This is a genomic window from Pseudoalteromonas sp. P1-8 (assembly GCF_001399985.1).
Taxonomy (GTDB): Bacteria; Pseudomonadota; Gammaproteobacteria; order Enterobacterales; family Alteromonadaceae; genus Pseudoalteromonas.
This window is the reverse complement of the sequence record NZ_LJSO01000002.1, coordinates 1-14206: the sequence shown is the minus strand read 5'-3', so window position 1 is coordinate 14206 and position 14206 is coordinate 1. Positions and strand designations below refer to the sequence as shown.

The following is a 14206-nucleotide window of genomic DNA, read 5'->3' as shown; positions in this document are numbered from 1 at the left end:
AATTATTATTAACGTTCGCTTAACGGTGTAGCGATTTGGGTGCAAATATGATTAGATAGATAACTCTACCCGATAATAAAAACACGTGCACCTATGTTAAATAACCTCTCTTTACGTAAAAAAATATTACTACTCATCGGCGGGACGATAAGTGTACTACTGATCATCGCGTCTAGTTTTTTTGTTAGCCATATTGCTGACCTATCGCGCCAAGCTATTCAACGCGAAGCCGACAGCTATTTACAGAGTGAACGACTTTCAATGCAAGGTTACTTTGCCAAATACGGTAAAGTGGTTCAAACCTTCATTACAAATCCGCATTTAGTGAATTGGTTCGACAATTGGACTGAACGTGACCAAAGCCTTGATAACCAACCTGGATACGACAGCGTTAATCAAGATTTTGTGCGTATCAGCGGCAACGATGACAACATCTTATCTGCCTTCTTTGCATCTGCAACAACTGGTGAGTACTTTAAAGAAAACGAGCGAACCACTCATTATAATGGCCAACCTTACTACGCTTACAAACGTGGTTGGTGGCAAGATGCTTTAAAGATCAACAAACTCTATGTAGGCCCAATTTCTGTGGATTTAACCACAGGTAATGCCTCTGCAGTTGTACAACAGCCTGTTTATAAGCAAAACAAACTAATAGGCTTTGGTGGTGTTGATTTACAGCTAAACAACATCAACGACATGGTTGAAGAAATTCGCTTTAATGGCCAAGGCTTTGGTTTCTTACTTGATGGCAATCAAAAGGTTGTGCACTTATCTAAGCGCACTGGCCACAAGCTATCTGTGACTGACGAAGGTCCGAATGGCAAGGAAGGCTTAGATGCCCTCGAAAAACAATTTAGCGACACATCAGGCTTTAGCGAATTAAACCGCGCGATGAAAAGCCAAAAAGATGGCAGCAGCTTTGTTACTTTCAAAGGTGAGCAATATTACGTTGTATACAACCGCCTTGAGCTAGAAACCCCTTACCTTGATTGGTACGTGGGTATTTTAATTCCAACAAGTATGATTGATGAGCCAGTAAATGATGCAGTGATGACAACCACAACCTCAGTGATCATCATTCTTGCGATTATCATTGCGATGATCTTCTGGGCCACGCAAATGATCACCAAACCGCTGACTAAGCTAACTTACATCATGCGTGATATCGCATCAGGTGATGGCGATTTAACACAAAAAATCGAAATCAAGAGTAATGATGAAGTGGGCCAACTTGCTCATCACATGAATACCTTCATCGATAAACTTCGTGCAATGATGCTAAATACGGCTGCGCAGGCTGAGCAACTAAGCCAAGCTGCAAGCCAGTTGAAAATTGTATCGCAAAAAACCAACGATGAAATTCAGCAAGAAAAGCAGCAAGTTGATAGTGTTAGTGCGGCGGTAACCGAAATGGCGTCTACAGTGATGGAAATCTCGCGTAATGCCCAGCACACCAATAATGCCGCTGAAGAAGTGCAAACCATTACCGTTGACGGTACGAAACGCTCTACTCAAGCTCAATCAGTGATGACCGCCCTTGCAAGCCATATTGGTGAAGCGTCTAAAGTGGTTGCGGGTCTTGAACAAGAAAGTGGCAATATCGGTGCGGTAGTTGATGTTATCAACTCGATTGCAGAGCAAACTAACTTACTAGCACTGAACGCAGCGATTGAAGCAGCTCGTGCTGGTGAGCAAGGCCGAGGCTTTGCTGTTGTTGCTGATGAAGTTCGTTCACTGGCAAGCAGAACGCAAGAATCTACTGATGATATTCGCAATATGGTCAGCCGCTTACAGCAAATTGCCCAGCAAGCATCGACTATGATGCAACAAGGTCAAGAGCGTGCTGAGGGTTCAGTAGAGCAAACACAAATTGTATTGCAAGCTCTACAAGATATCGCCCAGTCTGTGACAAATGTGCAAGATCAAAGTCATCAAATTGCGACTTCGACAGAGCAGCAAACTGTGGTTGCAGAAGATATTAACAATAGCTTGGCAGCAATAAATCACTTAGTGAATAGCACTGCGGATCATGCCCATGAATTGGCGGATGAAGCACGTGATTTGAATGAATTGGCAGCCGCTTTAAATAAGACGGTGAATCAATTTAAGTTATAAAGATAAATTGCTGAAGTAGTTAAAAACCCGATGTCACCTGAAGATGACATCGGGTTTTTATCGTCAGCCTTCCCTGTTAGTCGTGGCGCAACCGCTTTCGCGTGTTCCATAAATTCGTGCCACTGTTGCTTGTTCCATAAAGCAACTCCATTGTTGGTCAATCCTTGTGTTGGTTGCGTTTGTACTTGTTCCATATAGTCTCCTCCTTACGCTAGCTTCATCCTGTTTGGCTCCTGCCTAAGCTTATTCCTTGCTGTCATCTCCATTCACTTTATCCATAAAGCGTTGCCATTGTGCGCTACTCCATAACGCCTTGTTACTTCCTTGTTGTCCTTTGTGCGTAGTTACATTATCCATACTGTAAACTCCTTGCGGTTTATCGTCCGTTACTCCTACAGCAACTCCTTGCTGTGCTCCATTACCCATCCTTGTAGATTAATGCGGTGATTATCGCTTAGCGATGATATACACAGCATGAATCAAACCTGGAATGTACCCTAATAAGGTTAAAAGAATATTAATCCAGAACTGCGCACCTAAACCTACCTGTAAAAATACGCCAAGAGGTGGAATTAAAACCGATAAAATAATACGTATTAAATCCATGACTCACTCCTTGAAAAAGATAAGCCCAGCCAAAGCTGGGCTATATAGGGCTTGCTATTATTCAGCAACAATCGTTAATTCATCGATTACTTTGCGAACATCTTCAGCATTTTCAGCAATGCTTACCGCTAATTGCTTTTCTGCATCAGACTCAACAGTACCTTTTAGTGTTACTACACCCATGTCAGTATCAACATCGATGTCTGTACCACCCACTTCTGAGTTAAATAAATAACGTGTTGTGATTACAGTACTGATTTTTGCGTCGGTTAAGTCGCTTTCTGCTGAATCAGCTTTGTCTGATTTCATGTGCTTAGCTTTCATGTTTTTAACAACAGTTAGTTTGTTATCAACAGAGCTAACACCGTCTAGGCTAAGAACTAGCTCTTCAGCAAGCTCTTTATCTAATTCGCTATCAACTTTACCTGTAAGTACAACCTTGCCATTCGTTACATCAGTGTTGATGTCAAAGTTGTTAAGGTTTGTGTTCATAAGAAGCACAGTTTCTGCCTTACCATCAATCCAAGCATCTTTACTTTCATTTTCCCAGCTGCTTGCCTGAGCTGACATGCTAGTTGCACCAATTACTAAAGCGGCAATCATAGATTTGTTAAAAGTGTTCATAATCTTCTCCTTTTGATTTAAGACACATTTACTAATGCGACTATGATGCCAACTATTTATTTGTTTATTTTCAGCAGGTTAAACACCCATTCAGCAGCTATTTATATTCATTTAGGTAAAGATTTACAAGCTGCTCGGTAAGAAGTTCACGATGTTGCAAAAATAACCATTTAGTTGCTGATTTTATTAATCTGTGGTTAATTTAACGAAGTTGCTTATTAGCAAAAAACACAAACCATTGATTTATATTAAAATAAACTTTGGCCTAAGCCTTGCTTCGTAATTAATAACTAAAAAATCACCTTTAAAATCACAACAGGGAACTACCATGGCCGTTAAACTTGAAGATCGCCCAATCGATCAAGTAAGAGAAGAAGTTATTGATCAACTCATTTATAACTACAGTCATGCTGTTATTTCAGCCGAAGCATTTGAACGCCGACTAGACCAGGCAATGGCAGCCACCAGCAACGAAGTATTGGTTGAACTGGTTGCTGATTTAGATCTGAAGGCAGATATTGACTACAAATCGCATAAGCATGCGCAATTTAAACCTCACTACAGCCACAGCAGCGACAACGAAAGCCTGCAGCTTAGGAGTATTTTGGGTTCAAATGAGCGCAGCGGCCAATGGGTAGTACCAAAAGAAATTCACCTCACCAACTGCTTAGGTTCAATCGAACTCGACTTTAGCGAAGCAATTTTCCAACATCAGCATGTCACTATTTACGTGAACTGTATTTTAGGTAACGACGAAATCTACGTACCAGAACATGTTAATGTGGTATCTAAACTGTTTAGCGTAATTGGCAGCGTAGAAAACAAATCAGTCGCCTTAAATAAAGGCCAAGGCCCAACTATCACTATTGAAGGGAATGTATGGCTAGGCTCAGTCGAGATTTCGGTTAAACGTACCATGAAAGAAAAGTTCATCAGCTTTGCCAATAGCCTAAAAGCCAGTTGGAAAGAGATGAATAAAGTGCAGTAAAGGTGCGAGTTGCGAGTTGCGAGTTGCGAGATATTGTAGGCGCGATTTTATATCGCGCAATAGGTAATAAATGACGCGGGGTAAACCCGCTGCTACAACCACCGCGCGAAATAAATTTCACGCCTACATCAACCGTAGGCGTCACGCTTGCTTGGCGCGTCTTACATACAACACCATTCCATCAATCAATGCCTGACCAACAAACAACAATGCTCGGCTCAAAACTGACGGCTGAAAGCTGACAGCTCCCTCACAAGTCATTATTCCTCTCACTCGGGATATCACTAAAATACTCTACAAACTCAACTTCAAAACCTGCAGGGTCGATGAAATATACATTTTTACGATAAGGGTTTTCTGGGCCGTGTTTATCAATTTCATAACCAGCTGAAACCAGACGTTCAACTACAGCATTAATATCGTTTGTTACATAGGCAAAATGAGCAAGACCCACTTGGTGGCCTGCTAAATCACGGTTTTCAGCTTCACCGTTATTGCTTAATGCAAGGTATTGGTAATCATCACCAAAGTGCAACCACTTGCGCGGTTTGCCCGACCACTTGCTATCGCCTTGACTACGCACACGCCAGTGCGGGAACGCGGCTTTATAAAAGTGCAGCATGGCATCAACATTACTAACAACAAGGTTTACGTGTTCTAAATACATGGTAGTTTTCCTTTTTATTTTTAAACTGCCACCAAGATAAAACCTCAAGTTAAGTTTAGGTAAAGAACTTTTTCAAATAAAAAAGCCCCACAAAAGTGAGGCTTTAAAAAAATGATTCGTTGTATATATATTAACTACCAGCAATCTGCATTTGTTCAATCAATATAGAGCCAGTTTGAATACCACCACGACGCTCGATGTCACCACCTAAGCCTACTACAGCCTTGAACATGTCTTTTAAGTTACCAGCAATAGTGATTTCACTTACTGGGTATTGGATTTCGCCATTCTCAACCCAAAACCCCGCCGCACCACGTGAGTAATCACCCGTTACCGTGTTCACACCTTGGCCCATAAGTTCAGTTACTAATAAGCCTGTGCCCATGGTTTTTAAAAGTGCTTTTAGATCAGCATGGGTTTGTTCAACTAGCCAGTTATGAATACCACCAGCATGACCCGTTGGTGCCATCGATAGTTTGCGTGCTGCATAGCTAGCTAATAGGTAAGTTTGCAGCTCACCACCTTGAATAATTTCACGGTCTACAGTTTTTAAGCCCTCAGCATCAAACGGCGAAGACGCTAAACCTTGTAATAAATGCGGGCGCTCAGAGATATTCACACAATCGCTGAAAACTTTTGTACCTAAGCTATCAAGCAAGAAGCTCGATTTACGATAAAGAGCACCACCACCAATCGCCGACACTAAATGGCCAAACAATGAGTTAGCAATATCTGCTCTAAAAATTACAGGCACTTTCATAGTACCGAGCTTTTGGCTGTTAAGTTTAGCCAAGGTTTCGGTTGCCGCTTCGAGGCCTACTTTTGCAGCATCATTTAAGTCATCTTTATGGCGCGCGATGGTATAAGCCGAGTCACGCTGCATTTGCTCGCCTTCTTTACCAATCACCATCGTACTAATGCTGTGACGCGTACGCGGGTAACCTGCAATCATGCCATGGCTGTTACCATAAACACGTAAACCTTGGTGAGAAGAAAAACTCGCACCGTCTGAATTTACAATGCGCTCATCGGCATTCAGCGCCGCTTGTTCTGCTTGATGACAAAACTCAACACCTTGCTCAGGGCTAACTTCCCACGGGTGGTATAAATCTAAATCTTGCGGTGCAAATTCAAGTAACTCTTTATCAGCGATACCATTAAATGGGTCGTCAGAGGTGAACTTTGCAATATCAATGGCTTTTTCGACCACTGTACGTAATGTTTTAGGGTTTAAATCGGCTGTTGAAGCAGAGCCTTTGTTGTTACCCACATAAACACTGATACCTAAGCCACCGTCTTGGTTAAACTCTATTGTTTCAACTTCGCCCATGCGCGTGCTGACAGACAAACCTGACGTGCTCGACATCGCCGCTTCTGCTGCTGTTGCACCCAATTTTTTTGCATGCTCCAGTACTTCGCTTACCGCGTCTTTCACTTCAGAAATGTGTTGATAAATAGGATCTTTCATCTTGTGTGTCCTAGGTTCTGATATTTTTTATAGTGTAACGAATGCTAACACACTGCGAGACCTGCATCAGCTAATATTAATCATTAACTAAATGGCGTATAATAGCGAATAGTTAAGTTTACTGAATGAGCATCCTTATGGCGAAGAAGAAAAAGCCACTTATCGAAGAAGAAATTATTTACGTATCAAAAAGCGAATTAAAACGTGAAGCCATGCAATATCATGGTCTGGGTGCTGAAATTGCAAAAATGCCGAAAAAGCAGCGCGATCGTTTACCGCTTAATCACGATTTAAAAGAAGCGTTAGTTGTTTCTGATAAAGTAAGTGATAAGAGCGATGCTTACCGTCGTAACTTAAACTACATCGCAAAAGTATTACGTACCACAGAAAACGTTGATGAAATTCAAGCGATGATCGACATCATGCTTAATAAAAACAATCAAGCCGATGTTTTGATGAACAAAATCGAAACCCTGCGCGATGATTTGATTAAACAAGGTGACGACCTGATCAATTCAACAATTGATCAATACCCGTCTCTTGAGCGCCAAAAAATGCGCCAATTAGTGCGCAGCGCCGCAAAAGAAGTAAAAGCAGAAAAGCCAGCCAAAGCTTATAAAGAGTTATTCCAGTATCTAAAAGATGCGATTATGCTTTGATTTGTATAAAGAAAGCCGCTTAATGATAATTTTGCGGCTTTTTAATAATCATTTCGGCGTTAAAACGCCTCCTACAACCCCGTAGGAACGGCTTTAGCCGTGAACATCACGTACAAAAATCACCTGAATATTTCGGCGTTAAAACGCCTCCTACAACCTCGTAGGAACGGCTTTAGCCGTGAAGAATTTACCTATAAATAGATACAATCCCAAAAAGGGTAATCACGCACATTTTTAACAATTCCAGCCCTCAATGGGTTTGCGATGATGTACCTCGATACTCCAAGCAAATGTTCTTCGTTCCTTATTAAAGAATCATAATATCCTGGCTGCCAAATTTTTCGTTTAGAGCATGTTGGCTTGTTTATGAGATATGAACTCTTCCCTTTAATCTCTTGAATCAATCGAGCTAAAGGTACTTTATCTTGTAATTGAAATAACCAATGTAGGTGATCAGGCATTACCACAAAACAAATAGTTTTAGCTTTAATACCTTCTATAGTCCTTAGAGTGTTAATTAAAACTCGTGCATTATTAAAGTCAGAGAAATAACAGTTTCTGTCAAGCGTTGAAGTGGTAACAGAGTAATAGTGAAATGGGATTGATACCCTATGCTTTCTTAGATTTTGATAATGAGCGGTCATCCATAACCCTCCATTTATTATTTTAAATCTAGACAAAGACGTATAAGAATCAAGTTAAACCCTCGTATGAACCGCTTTAGCTGGGAAAAAGTCGGCGTTAAAACGCCTCCTACAACCCCGTATGGACGGCTTTAGCCGTAAACATCGCGTACAATAATCACCATATGTTTCGGCGTTAAAACACCTCCTACAATCCCGTAGGAACGGCTTTAGCCGTGAACATCACGCACAACAATCACCATATCATTTCGGCGTTAAAACACCTCCTACAACCCCGTAGGAACGACTTTAGCCGTAAACATCACGTACAATTATCATCGGCGTTAAAACGCCTCCTACAACCCCGTATGGACGGCTTTAGCCGTGAACATCGCGCACAACAATTATCTATAATTTCGGCGTTAAAACACTTCCTAAGTCAAAGCTGACAGCTCCAAACAAAAAAGGCTCTGAGCGTTCACTCAGAGCCTTTTTATAATCGATAATCAATTACCAGATTTTTACGCGATCTTCTGGTTTGATATACATCTTGTCGCCTTCTTTCACATCAAATGCCTGATAGAACTCTGGCATGTTTGAAAGAATACCGATTACACGGTAGTGGCTTGGCGAATGAGGGTCTGTCATTAGGCGGTTACGTAACTCTTCGTCACGGTATTTACGACGCCAAATTTGCGACCAACCCATGAAGAAACGCTGATCACCTGTGTAGCCATCAATGATAGGCGCTTTTTCATCACCAAGTGATAACTGGTATGCCGTATAAGCAACAGTTAAGCCGCCTAAGTCACCAATGTTTTCACCTAATGTAAGCTGACCATTAACGCTTGCATCTTCAAATGGTTTGTACTCGTTATATTGAGCAACTAGCTGACCTGTGCGCTCTTCAAACTGTTTAAGGTCTGATTCGCTCCACCAGTTACGTAAGTTACCGTCACCATCGTACTTCGCACCTTGGTCATCAAAACCGTGACCTAATTCGTGGCCGATTACTGCACCAATTGCACCGTAGTTAACAGCGTCATCAGCTTCTAGGTTGAAGAATGGCGGTTGTAAGATAGCCGCAGGGAATACAATCTCGTTGTTCACAGGGTTGTAATAAGCGTTTACTGTTTGTGGTGTCATGTGCCACTCAGAACGGTCAACTGGCTTACCTAGTTTTGCAGTCATATCTGCATATTCCCACTCGCTGTGGCGAATGTAGTTACCTACTAAGTCATCACCTTTAACTTCAAGTGCAGAATAGTCTTTCCACTTATCTGGGTAACCGATTTTTGGTGTGAACTTATCAAGCTTTTCTTTAGCCGCGATTTTTGTTTCTGGGCTCATCCACTCAAGGTTTTCAATCGCAACTGCATAACCTTTGATAACGTTATCAACTAACTCTTCCATGCGCGCTTTCGCTTCAGGCGGGAAGTTTTCTTTAACGTATACTTTACCTAGAATTTCGCCTAATACACCGTTTGATGCATCAACCGCTTTTTTCCAAAGTGGAGATTGCTCTGTTACACCGCGAAGTGTTGTGCTGTAAAAATCAAAGTTAAGGTCTACTAGCTCTTTATCTAATAGGCGAGCGTAGTTGCTAACAAAATGGAACTTAAGGTAGTTCTGCCAAGTTGCTAAGTCTGTATCGTTGTAGATACCTGCGAATTTTTCTAGGTAGCTAGGTTGGCGAATGATTACATCTTCAGTTTTGATACCTGATGCATCAAGGTAAGCTGCAAAATCAAAGTCGCCAGTAAGTTTATTTGCATCTGCAACACTCATCTTATTGTAAGATTTGGTTGCATCACGGCTTTCAACACGGCTCCACTGCGCATCAGCAATGCTTGTTTCAAGATCAATAATTGCTTTTGCCGCAGACTCAGCATCAGCTACACCCGCTTTGCTTAAGATAGCTGTTACGTATGCTTGGTAAGCTTCACGAATTTTTGTGAATTTTTCTTCATCTTTTAGGTAGTAATCGCGATCTGGTAAACCTAAACCAGACTGATAAACATACATCGCGTTTTCGCTAGAATTTTTCGCGTCGTTGTTTACGTACCAACCAAACGGTAGGCTACCGCCTTTAATGCGAAGTTCAGCCATTAAAGCAACTAGATCAGACTTGTTCTTAACTGCATCAACGCTTTCTAGCACTGGTGTTAATGGCTTGATGCCAGCCGCTTCACGGCCTGCTTCGTCCATATAGCTGTTGTAGAATGCAGCTAATTTAGCTTCATCAGAGCCTGGCTTAACGTCTTTATTTGCCGCTGCTTTTTCGAGTACTTCTTTCATCGCTTTTTGCGAATCATCATAAAGCTGAGTGAATGAACCGTAGTTTGATTTATCACCTGGAATTTCTGTTTTCTCTAACCATTCGCCGTTTACATGATAGTAAAAGTCATCTTGTGCGCGAACAGACTCGTCCATGTTCGCCAATTCAATGCCTGAATTTAAAGGTGCTTTTGCTTCAGTTACGGTCGCAGTTGCTGGTGCTTTAGTTTCTTGTTCTTTTTCACCACAACCAACAAGACCGAGGGATAGTGCAATACTTGCCGCGGTAAGTGTTACTTTTTTCATGGGAGTCCCGTACTAATTATTTTTTGATGTATTTATCGAAAAACTAGCAAACCTAATTAATCATTAGTTTTTCGCTTTCACCATAATAAACCTCTCAAGCAAAACAATAAAACCGAATATGTAACAATTCTTATCAAAACAGGATGAGCCGCATTTTTGAGCGGTGGGAAGGAGAGATTAGCGGTAAGCGGTAAGCTGACGGCTAATCTTTCTCTTTGTGCAACTATTTTCGCGTGAAATAAATTTCACGCCTACAAGCTTTAATCTTGCTAACTTTCCCCTCGCTAACTTTTGGTTATTTACTCTTGATACTTTTTCTTTATCTTTTCGATAATCTCAACATTCGCGGCTGGGAAGCTGTAATCATCAAGCTCGTTGAGTGCGACCCATTTTCCTTGTTGACCTTCTGCGCCATGGGCCGTGCCTGTGAAATCATCAACAATGTGCACATCTAAACGTACGCATTTATCGCCATAGTCATGTTCGATAACCATTAGCTCTTCACTGGCGTTTACAGTTAGGTTTACTTCTTCTAACAGCTCACGCTGAAGTGCCGCAAATACGCTTTCGCCCTGCTCTACTTTTCCGCCAGGGAATTCCCATAAGCCGCCTTGATGTTTGTCGTCTGGGCGCTTACAAATAAATAATTGCTGATCTTTATAAATAACGCCAACAGCAACATGCACTACTTTTTTAGTCATTTGTTGTTTCCTTAATCATAAAAAAAGCGACGCAAGCGTCGCTTTTTATCACCGTGTTTTGGTTATTTTAATTTACCGCAACACTGCTTATATTTATTACCTGAACCACAAGGACACGGCTCGTTTCGGCCTACTTTTGGTTCTGCACGTTGTGTAACTACAGCACCTTCAGGTGTTTCGCCACCGATGTGCTCAGCTTCTTCGTGTTGGTATTCACGTGGTGCATTTTCGCTACGACGATGTTGCTCTTCAACTTTCTCAACATCTTCTTCAGCGCGAACTTGTACTTTACTTAAAATACCCACAACGTCGACTTTTAAGTTCTCAAGCATTTCAGAGAATAGCTCGAACGACTCGCGCTTGTACTCTTGCTTAGGATTCTTCTGTGCGTAACCACGTAAGTGGATACCTTGACGAAGGTGGTCCATCGCGGCTAAGTGATCTTTCCAATGTTGGTCTAGGCTTTGTAGCATAATTGCTTTTTCGAATTGACGTAGTACAGACTCGCCTACCATCTCTTCTTTTTGCTTGTACGCTTGCTCAACCGCTTCTTCGATACGCTCACGAAGTTTCTCTTCGTATAGTTTGCTATCGTCAGCTAGCCATTGTGAAATTGGCAGCTCGATTAAGAAATCTTGTTTTAAGCGTTCTTCAAGACCTGGGATATCCCACATTTCAGCTAAGCTTTGCGGTGCAATGAATTGATCAATCACACCATTTAACACATCGCCGCGAATTGCAGTGATAGTTTCTGAAATATCGCCTTCTTCAAGTAGCTCGTTACGCTGCGAGTAAACAACACGACGTTGGTCGTTTGCTACGTCATCGTACTCAAGTAATTGCTTACGAACGTCGAAGTTACGTGCTTCAACTTTACGTTGTGCGTTTTCGATTGCGCGGTTAACCCAAGGGTGCTCAATTGCTTCACCGCGTTGCATACCTAGTTTACGCATCATGTTAGTCATGCGCTCACCAGCGAAGATACGCATTAGCGCGTCGTCCATTGATAAGTAGAAACGGCTTGAACCCGCATCACCTTGACGACCAGAACGACCACGTAGCTGGTTATCGATACGACGAGATTCGTGACGCTCAGTACCAATGATGTGTAGACCACCCGCTTCGATTACTGCATCGTGACGTTTTTGCCACTCATCTTTAATCGCTTTGATTTGTTCATCAGTTGGGTTTTCTAGCTTTTCAACTTCGCTGTTCCAGTTACCACCTAACACGATATCGGTACCACGACCGGCCATGTTAGTTGCAATAGTTACTGTGCCAGGTAAACCAGCATCGGCAACAATGTCTGCTTCTTGCGCGTGGAACTTAGCATTAAGTACGTTGTGCTTAATTTTTTCTTTACGTAAGAACTGCGATAAGTACTCAGAACTTTCGATAGAAATAGTACCCACAAGTACCGGTTGACCACGTTCTTGGCAATCTTTGATATCAGCAAGGATTGCTTCGTACTTTTCTTCTTGTGTTAGGTATACAAGATCAGCACGATCGTCACGGATCATCGGTTTGTTCGTTGGCATTACTACTGTGTCTAGACCATAGATAGACTGGAACTCAAACGCTTCTGTGTCTGCTGTACCTGTCATACCCGCTAGCGTGTCGTATAAACGGAAGTAGTTTTGGAATGTGATTGATGCCAATGTTTGGTTTTCGTTTTGAATGCGTACACCTTCTTTTGCTTCAACGGCTTGGTGTAAACCTTCTGACCAACGACGACCTTCCATTGTACGGCCTGTGTGCTCATCAACGATGATAACTTCGTTTTCTTTAACAACGTAGTCAACGTCTTTTTGATAAAGCTTGTGAGCACGAAGTGCCGCATACACATGGCTTAATAATGTGATGCTTGAAGCAGAGTAAAGTGAATCACCTTCTTGAATTAAGCCGCGCTCAATTAGTAGCTCTTCAACTTTAATTTGACCACGCTCTGTTAGGTGAACTTGCTTAGACTTTTCATCGATCGTGTAATCGCCGTCGCCTTCAACGCCTTCTTCATCTTCTTTTTCTTGAAGCTCTAGGTCTGGCACAATTTTGTTGATTTCGATGTAAAGCTCAGAGCTGTCTTCAGCTGGGCCTGAGATAATAAGCGGCGTACGCGCTTCATCGATTAGGATTGAATCCACCTCATCCACTACGGCGTAGTAAAGTGGGCGTTGTACACGCTCTTCAATGCTAAATGCCATGTTATCGCGAAGATAATCAAAGCCAAATTCGTTATTTGTACCGTAAGTGATGTCAGCAGCGTAAGCGATTTTCTTTTGCTGTGGCATCATGCCTGGTACGTTACAACCTACTGTTAGGCCTAAGAACTCAAATAATGGGCGGTTAGTTTCGGCGTCACGTTTTGCAAGGTAGTCGTTCACGGTAATTACGTGAACACCTTTACCTGTTAAACCACGAAGGTATGCAGGTAATGTTGCTGTTAGTGTTTTACCTTCACCGGTACGCATTTCTGCGATGCGACCTTGATGTAAAACCATACCACCTAGTAGCTGTACGTCGAAGTGACGCATGCCATTTACACGCTTAGATGCTTCACGTACCACAGCAAATGCTTCTGGTAAAATGTCATCTAGGCTTTGTCCGTTATCGTAACGCTCTCTAAATTCAGCTGTTTTTGCTTTTAAATCTTCATCAGAAAGCGCTTCTAATTGCTTTTCAAGCGCATTAATTAGAGCGACCGTCTTTCTTAGGTTTTTAATAGTGCGGTCATTGCGACTACCAAAAATCTTGGTAAATAAATTAGATATCATGATAAAACCGTTACAATATATTCTTTGTTAGCTAGTCATTAGCTAACCCACTTTCTTCAATTGATAATTAATATGCGCTTATGCTCATGATGTAGGGCATATTAATTAACAATTTATCAGTACGCTGTTCAAAACACCGCTTATTTCGTGCGCTATCATACCAGAGTCTGCGCAACATCAAACCTTCTGTTTATGAAGATATGGAATTTCGGCAAGAAAATTTAAAAATCAGCCATAATCTTTGATCTAACCCCATAAAAAGGGTGAAAACAAGATTACTGAATAGATATGGCGACAATAAGAATAAAATCAAGATCAGGGGAGAAAAAAGGCGATTCGAGGAACGAGGTGCGAGGTGCGAGGAACGAGGTGCGAGGAACGAGGTGCGAGGAACGAGG

Annotated in this window: 12 protein-coding genes; 3 read left to right on the top strand and 9 right to left on the bottom strand. The window is 41.9% G+C overall.

The features are described from left to right. Positions 1–93 precede the first annotated feature (93 nt). The gene (locus AN213_RS03630; protein WP_054563318.1) at positions 94–2118 is read left to right on the top strand and encodes a methyl-accepting chemotaxis protein; all 2025 of its coding nucleotides are present in this window, start codon (positions 94–96) and stop codon (positions 2116–2118) included. Here the strand turns inward: AN213_RS03630 and AN213_RS03625 are convergent. From AN213_RS03625 to AN213_RS03615, 3 genes are all read right to left on the bottom strand, one after another. Then, entirely contained in the window at positions 2103–2312 is a 210-nt protein-coding gene (locus AN213_RS03625; protein ID WP_055021368.1) for a hypothetical protein, read from the bottom strand. The two genes, AN213_RS03630 and AN213_RS03625, sit on opposite strands and share 16 nt — an antisense overlap. Positions 2313–2565: 253 nt before the next feature. Continuing rightward, complete coding sequence (locus tag AN213_RS20010; protein ID WP_064971745.1) at positions 2566–2724, bottom strand: YqaE/Pmp3 family membrane protein; 159 nt, start codon at positions 2722–2724, stop codon at positions 2566–2568. A 57-nt stretch (positions 2725–2781) separates the two neighbouring features. Continuing rightward, a complete protein-coding gene (locus AN213_RS03615) occupies positions 2782–3348 on the bottom strand; it encodes a BON domain-containing protein (protein WP_054563315.1) in 567 nt (188 codons plus the stop codon). A gap of 328 nt (positions 3349–3676) precedes the next feature. Between AN213_RS03615 and AN213_RS03610 the strand changes: the two genes are divergently transcribed. Then, a complete protein-coding gene (locus tag AN213_RS03610; protein ID WP_055197475.1) occupies positions 3677–4336 on the top strand; it encodes a LiaF domain-containing protein in 660 nt (219 codons plus the stop codon). A 250-nt stretch (positions 4337–4586) separates the two neighbouring features. Here AN213_RS03610 and AN213_RS03605 read toward each other — a convergent pair whose 3' ends face one another. Together AN213_RS03605 and pmbA are read right to left on the bottom strand one after the other, a co-directional pair. Beyond that, entirely contained in the window at positions 4587–5003 is a 417-nt protein-coding gene (locus tag AN213_RS03605; RefSeq protein ID WP_055197473.1) for a VOC family protein, read from the bottom strand. Positions 5004–5133: 130 nt separating this feature from the next. After that, positions 5134–6471 (bottom strand): metalloprotease PmbA, encoded by a 1338-nt coding sequence (gene pmbA / locus AN213_RS03600; protein WP_055197471.1) that lies wholly within the window; start codon positions 6469–6471, stop codon positions 5134–5136. Positions 6472–6608: 137 nt separating this feature from the next. Between pmbA and yjgA the strand changes: the two genes are divergently transcribed. Further along, complete coding sequence (gene yjgA / locus AN213_RS03595) at positions 6609–7130, top strand: ribosome biogenesis factor YjgA (protein ID WP_054563425.1); 522 nt, start codon at positions 6609–6611, stop codon at positions 7128–7130. Between the two features lie 191 nt (positions 7131–7321). Here the strand turns inward: yjgA and AN213_RS03590 are convergent, their stop codons facing one another. The 4 genes from AN213_RS03590 to secA all read right to left on the bottom strand — a co-directional run bounded on the left by AN213_RS03590 (position 7322) and on the right by secA (position 13808). After that, positions 7322–7774, bottom strand: a complete 453-nt coding sequence (locus AN213_RS03590) for an REP-associated tyrosine transposase (RefSeq protein ID WP_054563311.1) — start codon at positions 7772–7774, stop codon at positions 7322–7324. A 489-nt stretch (positions 7775–8263) separates the two neighbouring features. Next, the gene (locus AN213_RS03585) at positions 8264–10336 is read right to left on the bottom strand and encodes a M13 family metallopeptidase (protein WP_055197469.1); all 2073 of its coding nucleotides are present in this window, start codon (positions 10334–10336) and stop codon (positions 8264–8266) included. 299 nt (positions 10337–10635) lie between these two features. Continuing rightward, the gene (gene mutT / locus AN213_RS03580) at positions 10636–11037 is read right to left on the bottom strand and encodes an 8-oxo-dGTP diphosphatase MutT (protein ID WP_055197468.1); all 402 of its coding nucleotides are present in this window, start codon (positions 11035–11037) and stop codon (positions 10636–10638) included. A 62-nt stretch (positions 11038–11099) separates the two neighbouring features. Next, the gene (secA, locus tag AN213_RS03575; RefSeq protein ID WP_055022436.1) at positions 11100–13808 is read right to left on the bottom strand and encodes a preprotein translocase subunit SecA; all 2709 of its coding nucleotides are present in this window, start codon (positions 13806–13808) and stop codon (positions 11100–11102) included. Positions 13809–14206: the final 398 nt, after the last annotated feature.

Coding starts and splice junctions, on each gene's coding strand:
- AN213_RS03610 (WP_055197475.1), top strand. CDS start 3,677: ATGGCCGTTAAACTTGAAGATCGCCCAATCGATCAAGTAAGAGAAGAA.
- AN213_RS03615 (WP_054563315.1), bottom strand. CDS start 3,348: ATGAACACTTTTAACAAATCTATGATTGCCGCTTTAGTAATTGGTGCA.
- yjgA (WP_054563425.1), top strand. CDS start 6,609: ATGGCGAAGAAGAAAAAGCCACTTATCGAAGAAGAAATTATTTACGTA.
- pmbA (WP_055197471.1), bottom strand. CDS start 6,471: ATGAAAGATCCTATTTATCAACACATTTCTGAAGTGAAAGACGCGGTA.
- AN213_RS03585 (WP_055197469.1), bottom strand. CDS start 10,336: ATGAAAAAAGTAACACTTACCGCGGCAAGTATTGCACTATCCCTCGGT.
- AN213_RS03605 (WP_055197473.1), bottom strand. CDS start 5,003: ATGTATTTAGAACACGTAAACCTTGTTGTTAGTAATGTTGATGCCATG.
- AN213_RS03630 (WP_054563318.1), top strand. CDS start 94: ATGTTAAATAACCTCTCTTTACGTAAAAAAATATTACTACTCATCGGC.
- AN213_RS20010 (WP_064971745.1), bottom strand. CDS start 2,724: ATGGATTTAATACGTATTATTTTATCGGTTTTAATTCCACCTCTTGGC.
- mutT (WP_055197468.1), bottom strand. CDS start 11,037: ATGACTAAAAAAGTAGTGCATGTTGCTGTTGGCGTTATTTATAAAGAT.
- AN213_RS03625 (WP_055021368.1), bottom strand. CDS start 2,312: ATGGAACAAGTACAAACGCAACCAACACAAGGATTGACCAACAATGGA.
- secA (WP_055022436.1), bottom strand. CDS start 13,808: ATGATATCTAATTTATTTACCAAGATTTTTGGTAGTCGCAATGACCGC.
- AN213_RS03590 (WP_054563311.1), bottom strand. CDS start 7,774: ATGACCGCTCATTATCAAAATCTAAGAAAGCATAGGGTATCAATCCCA.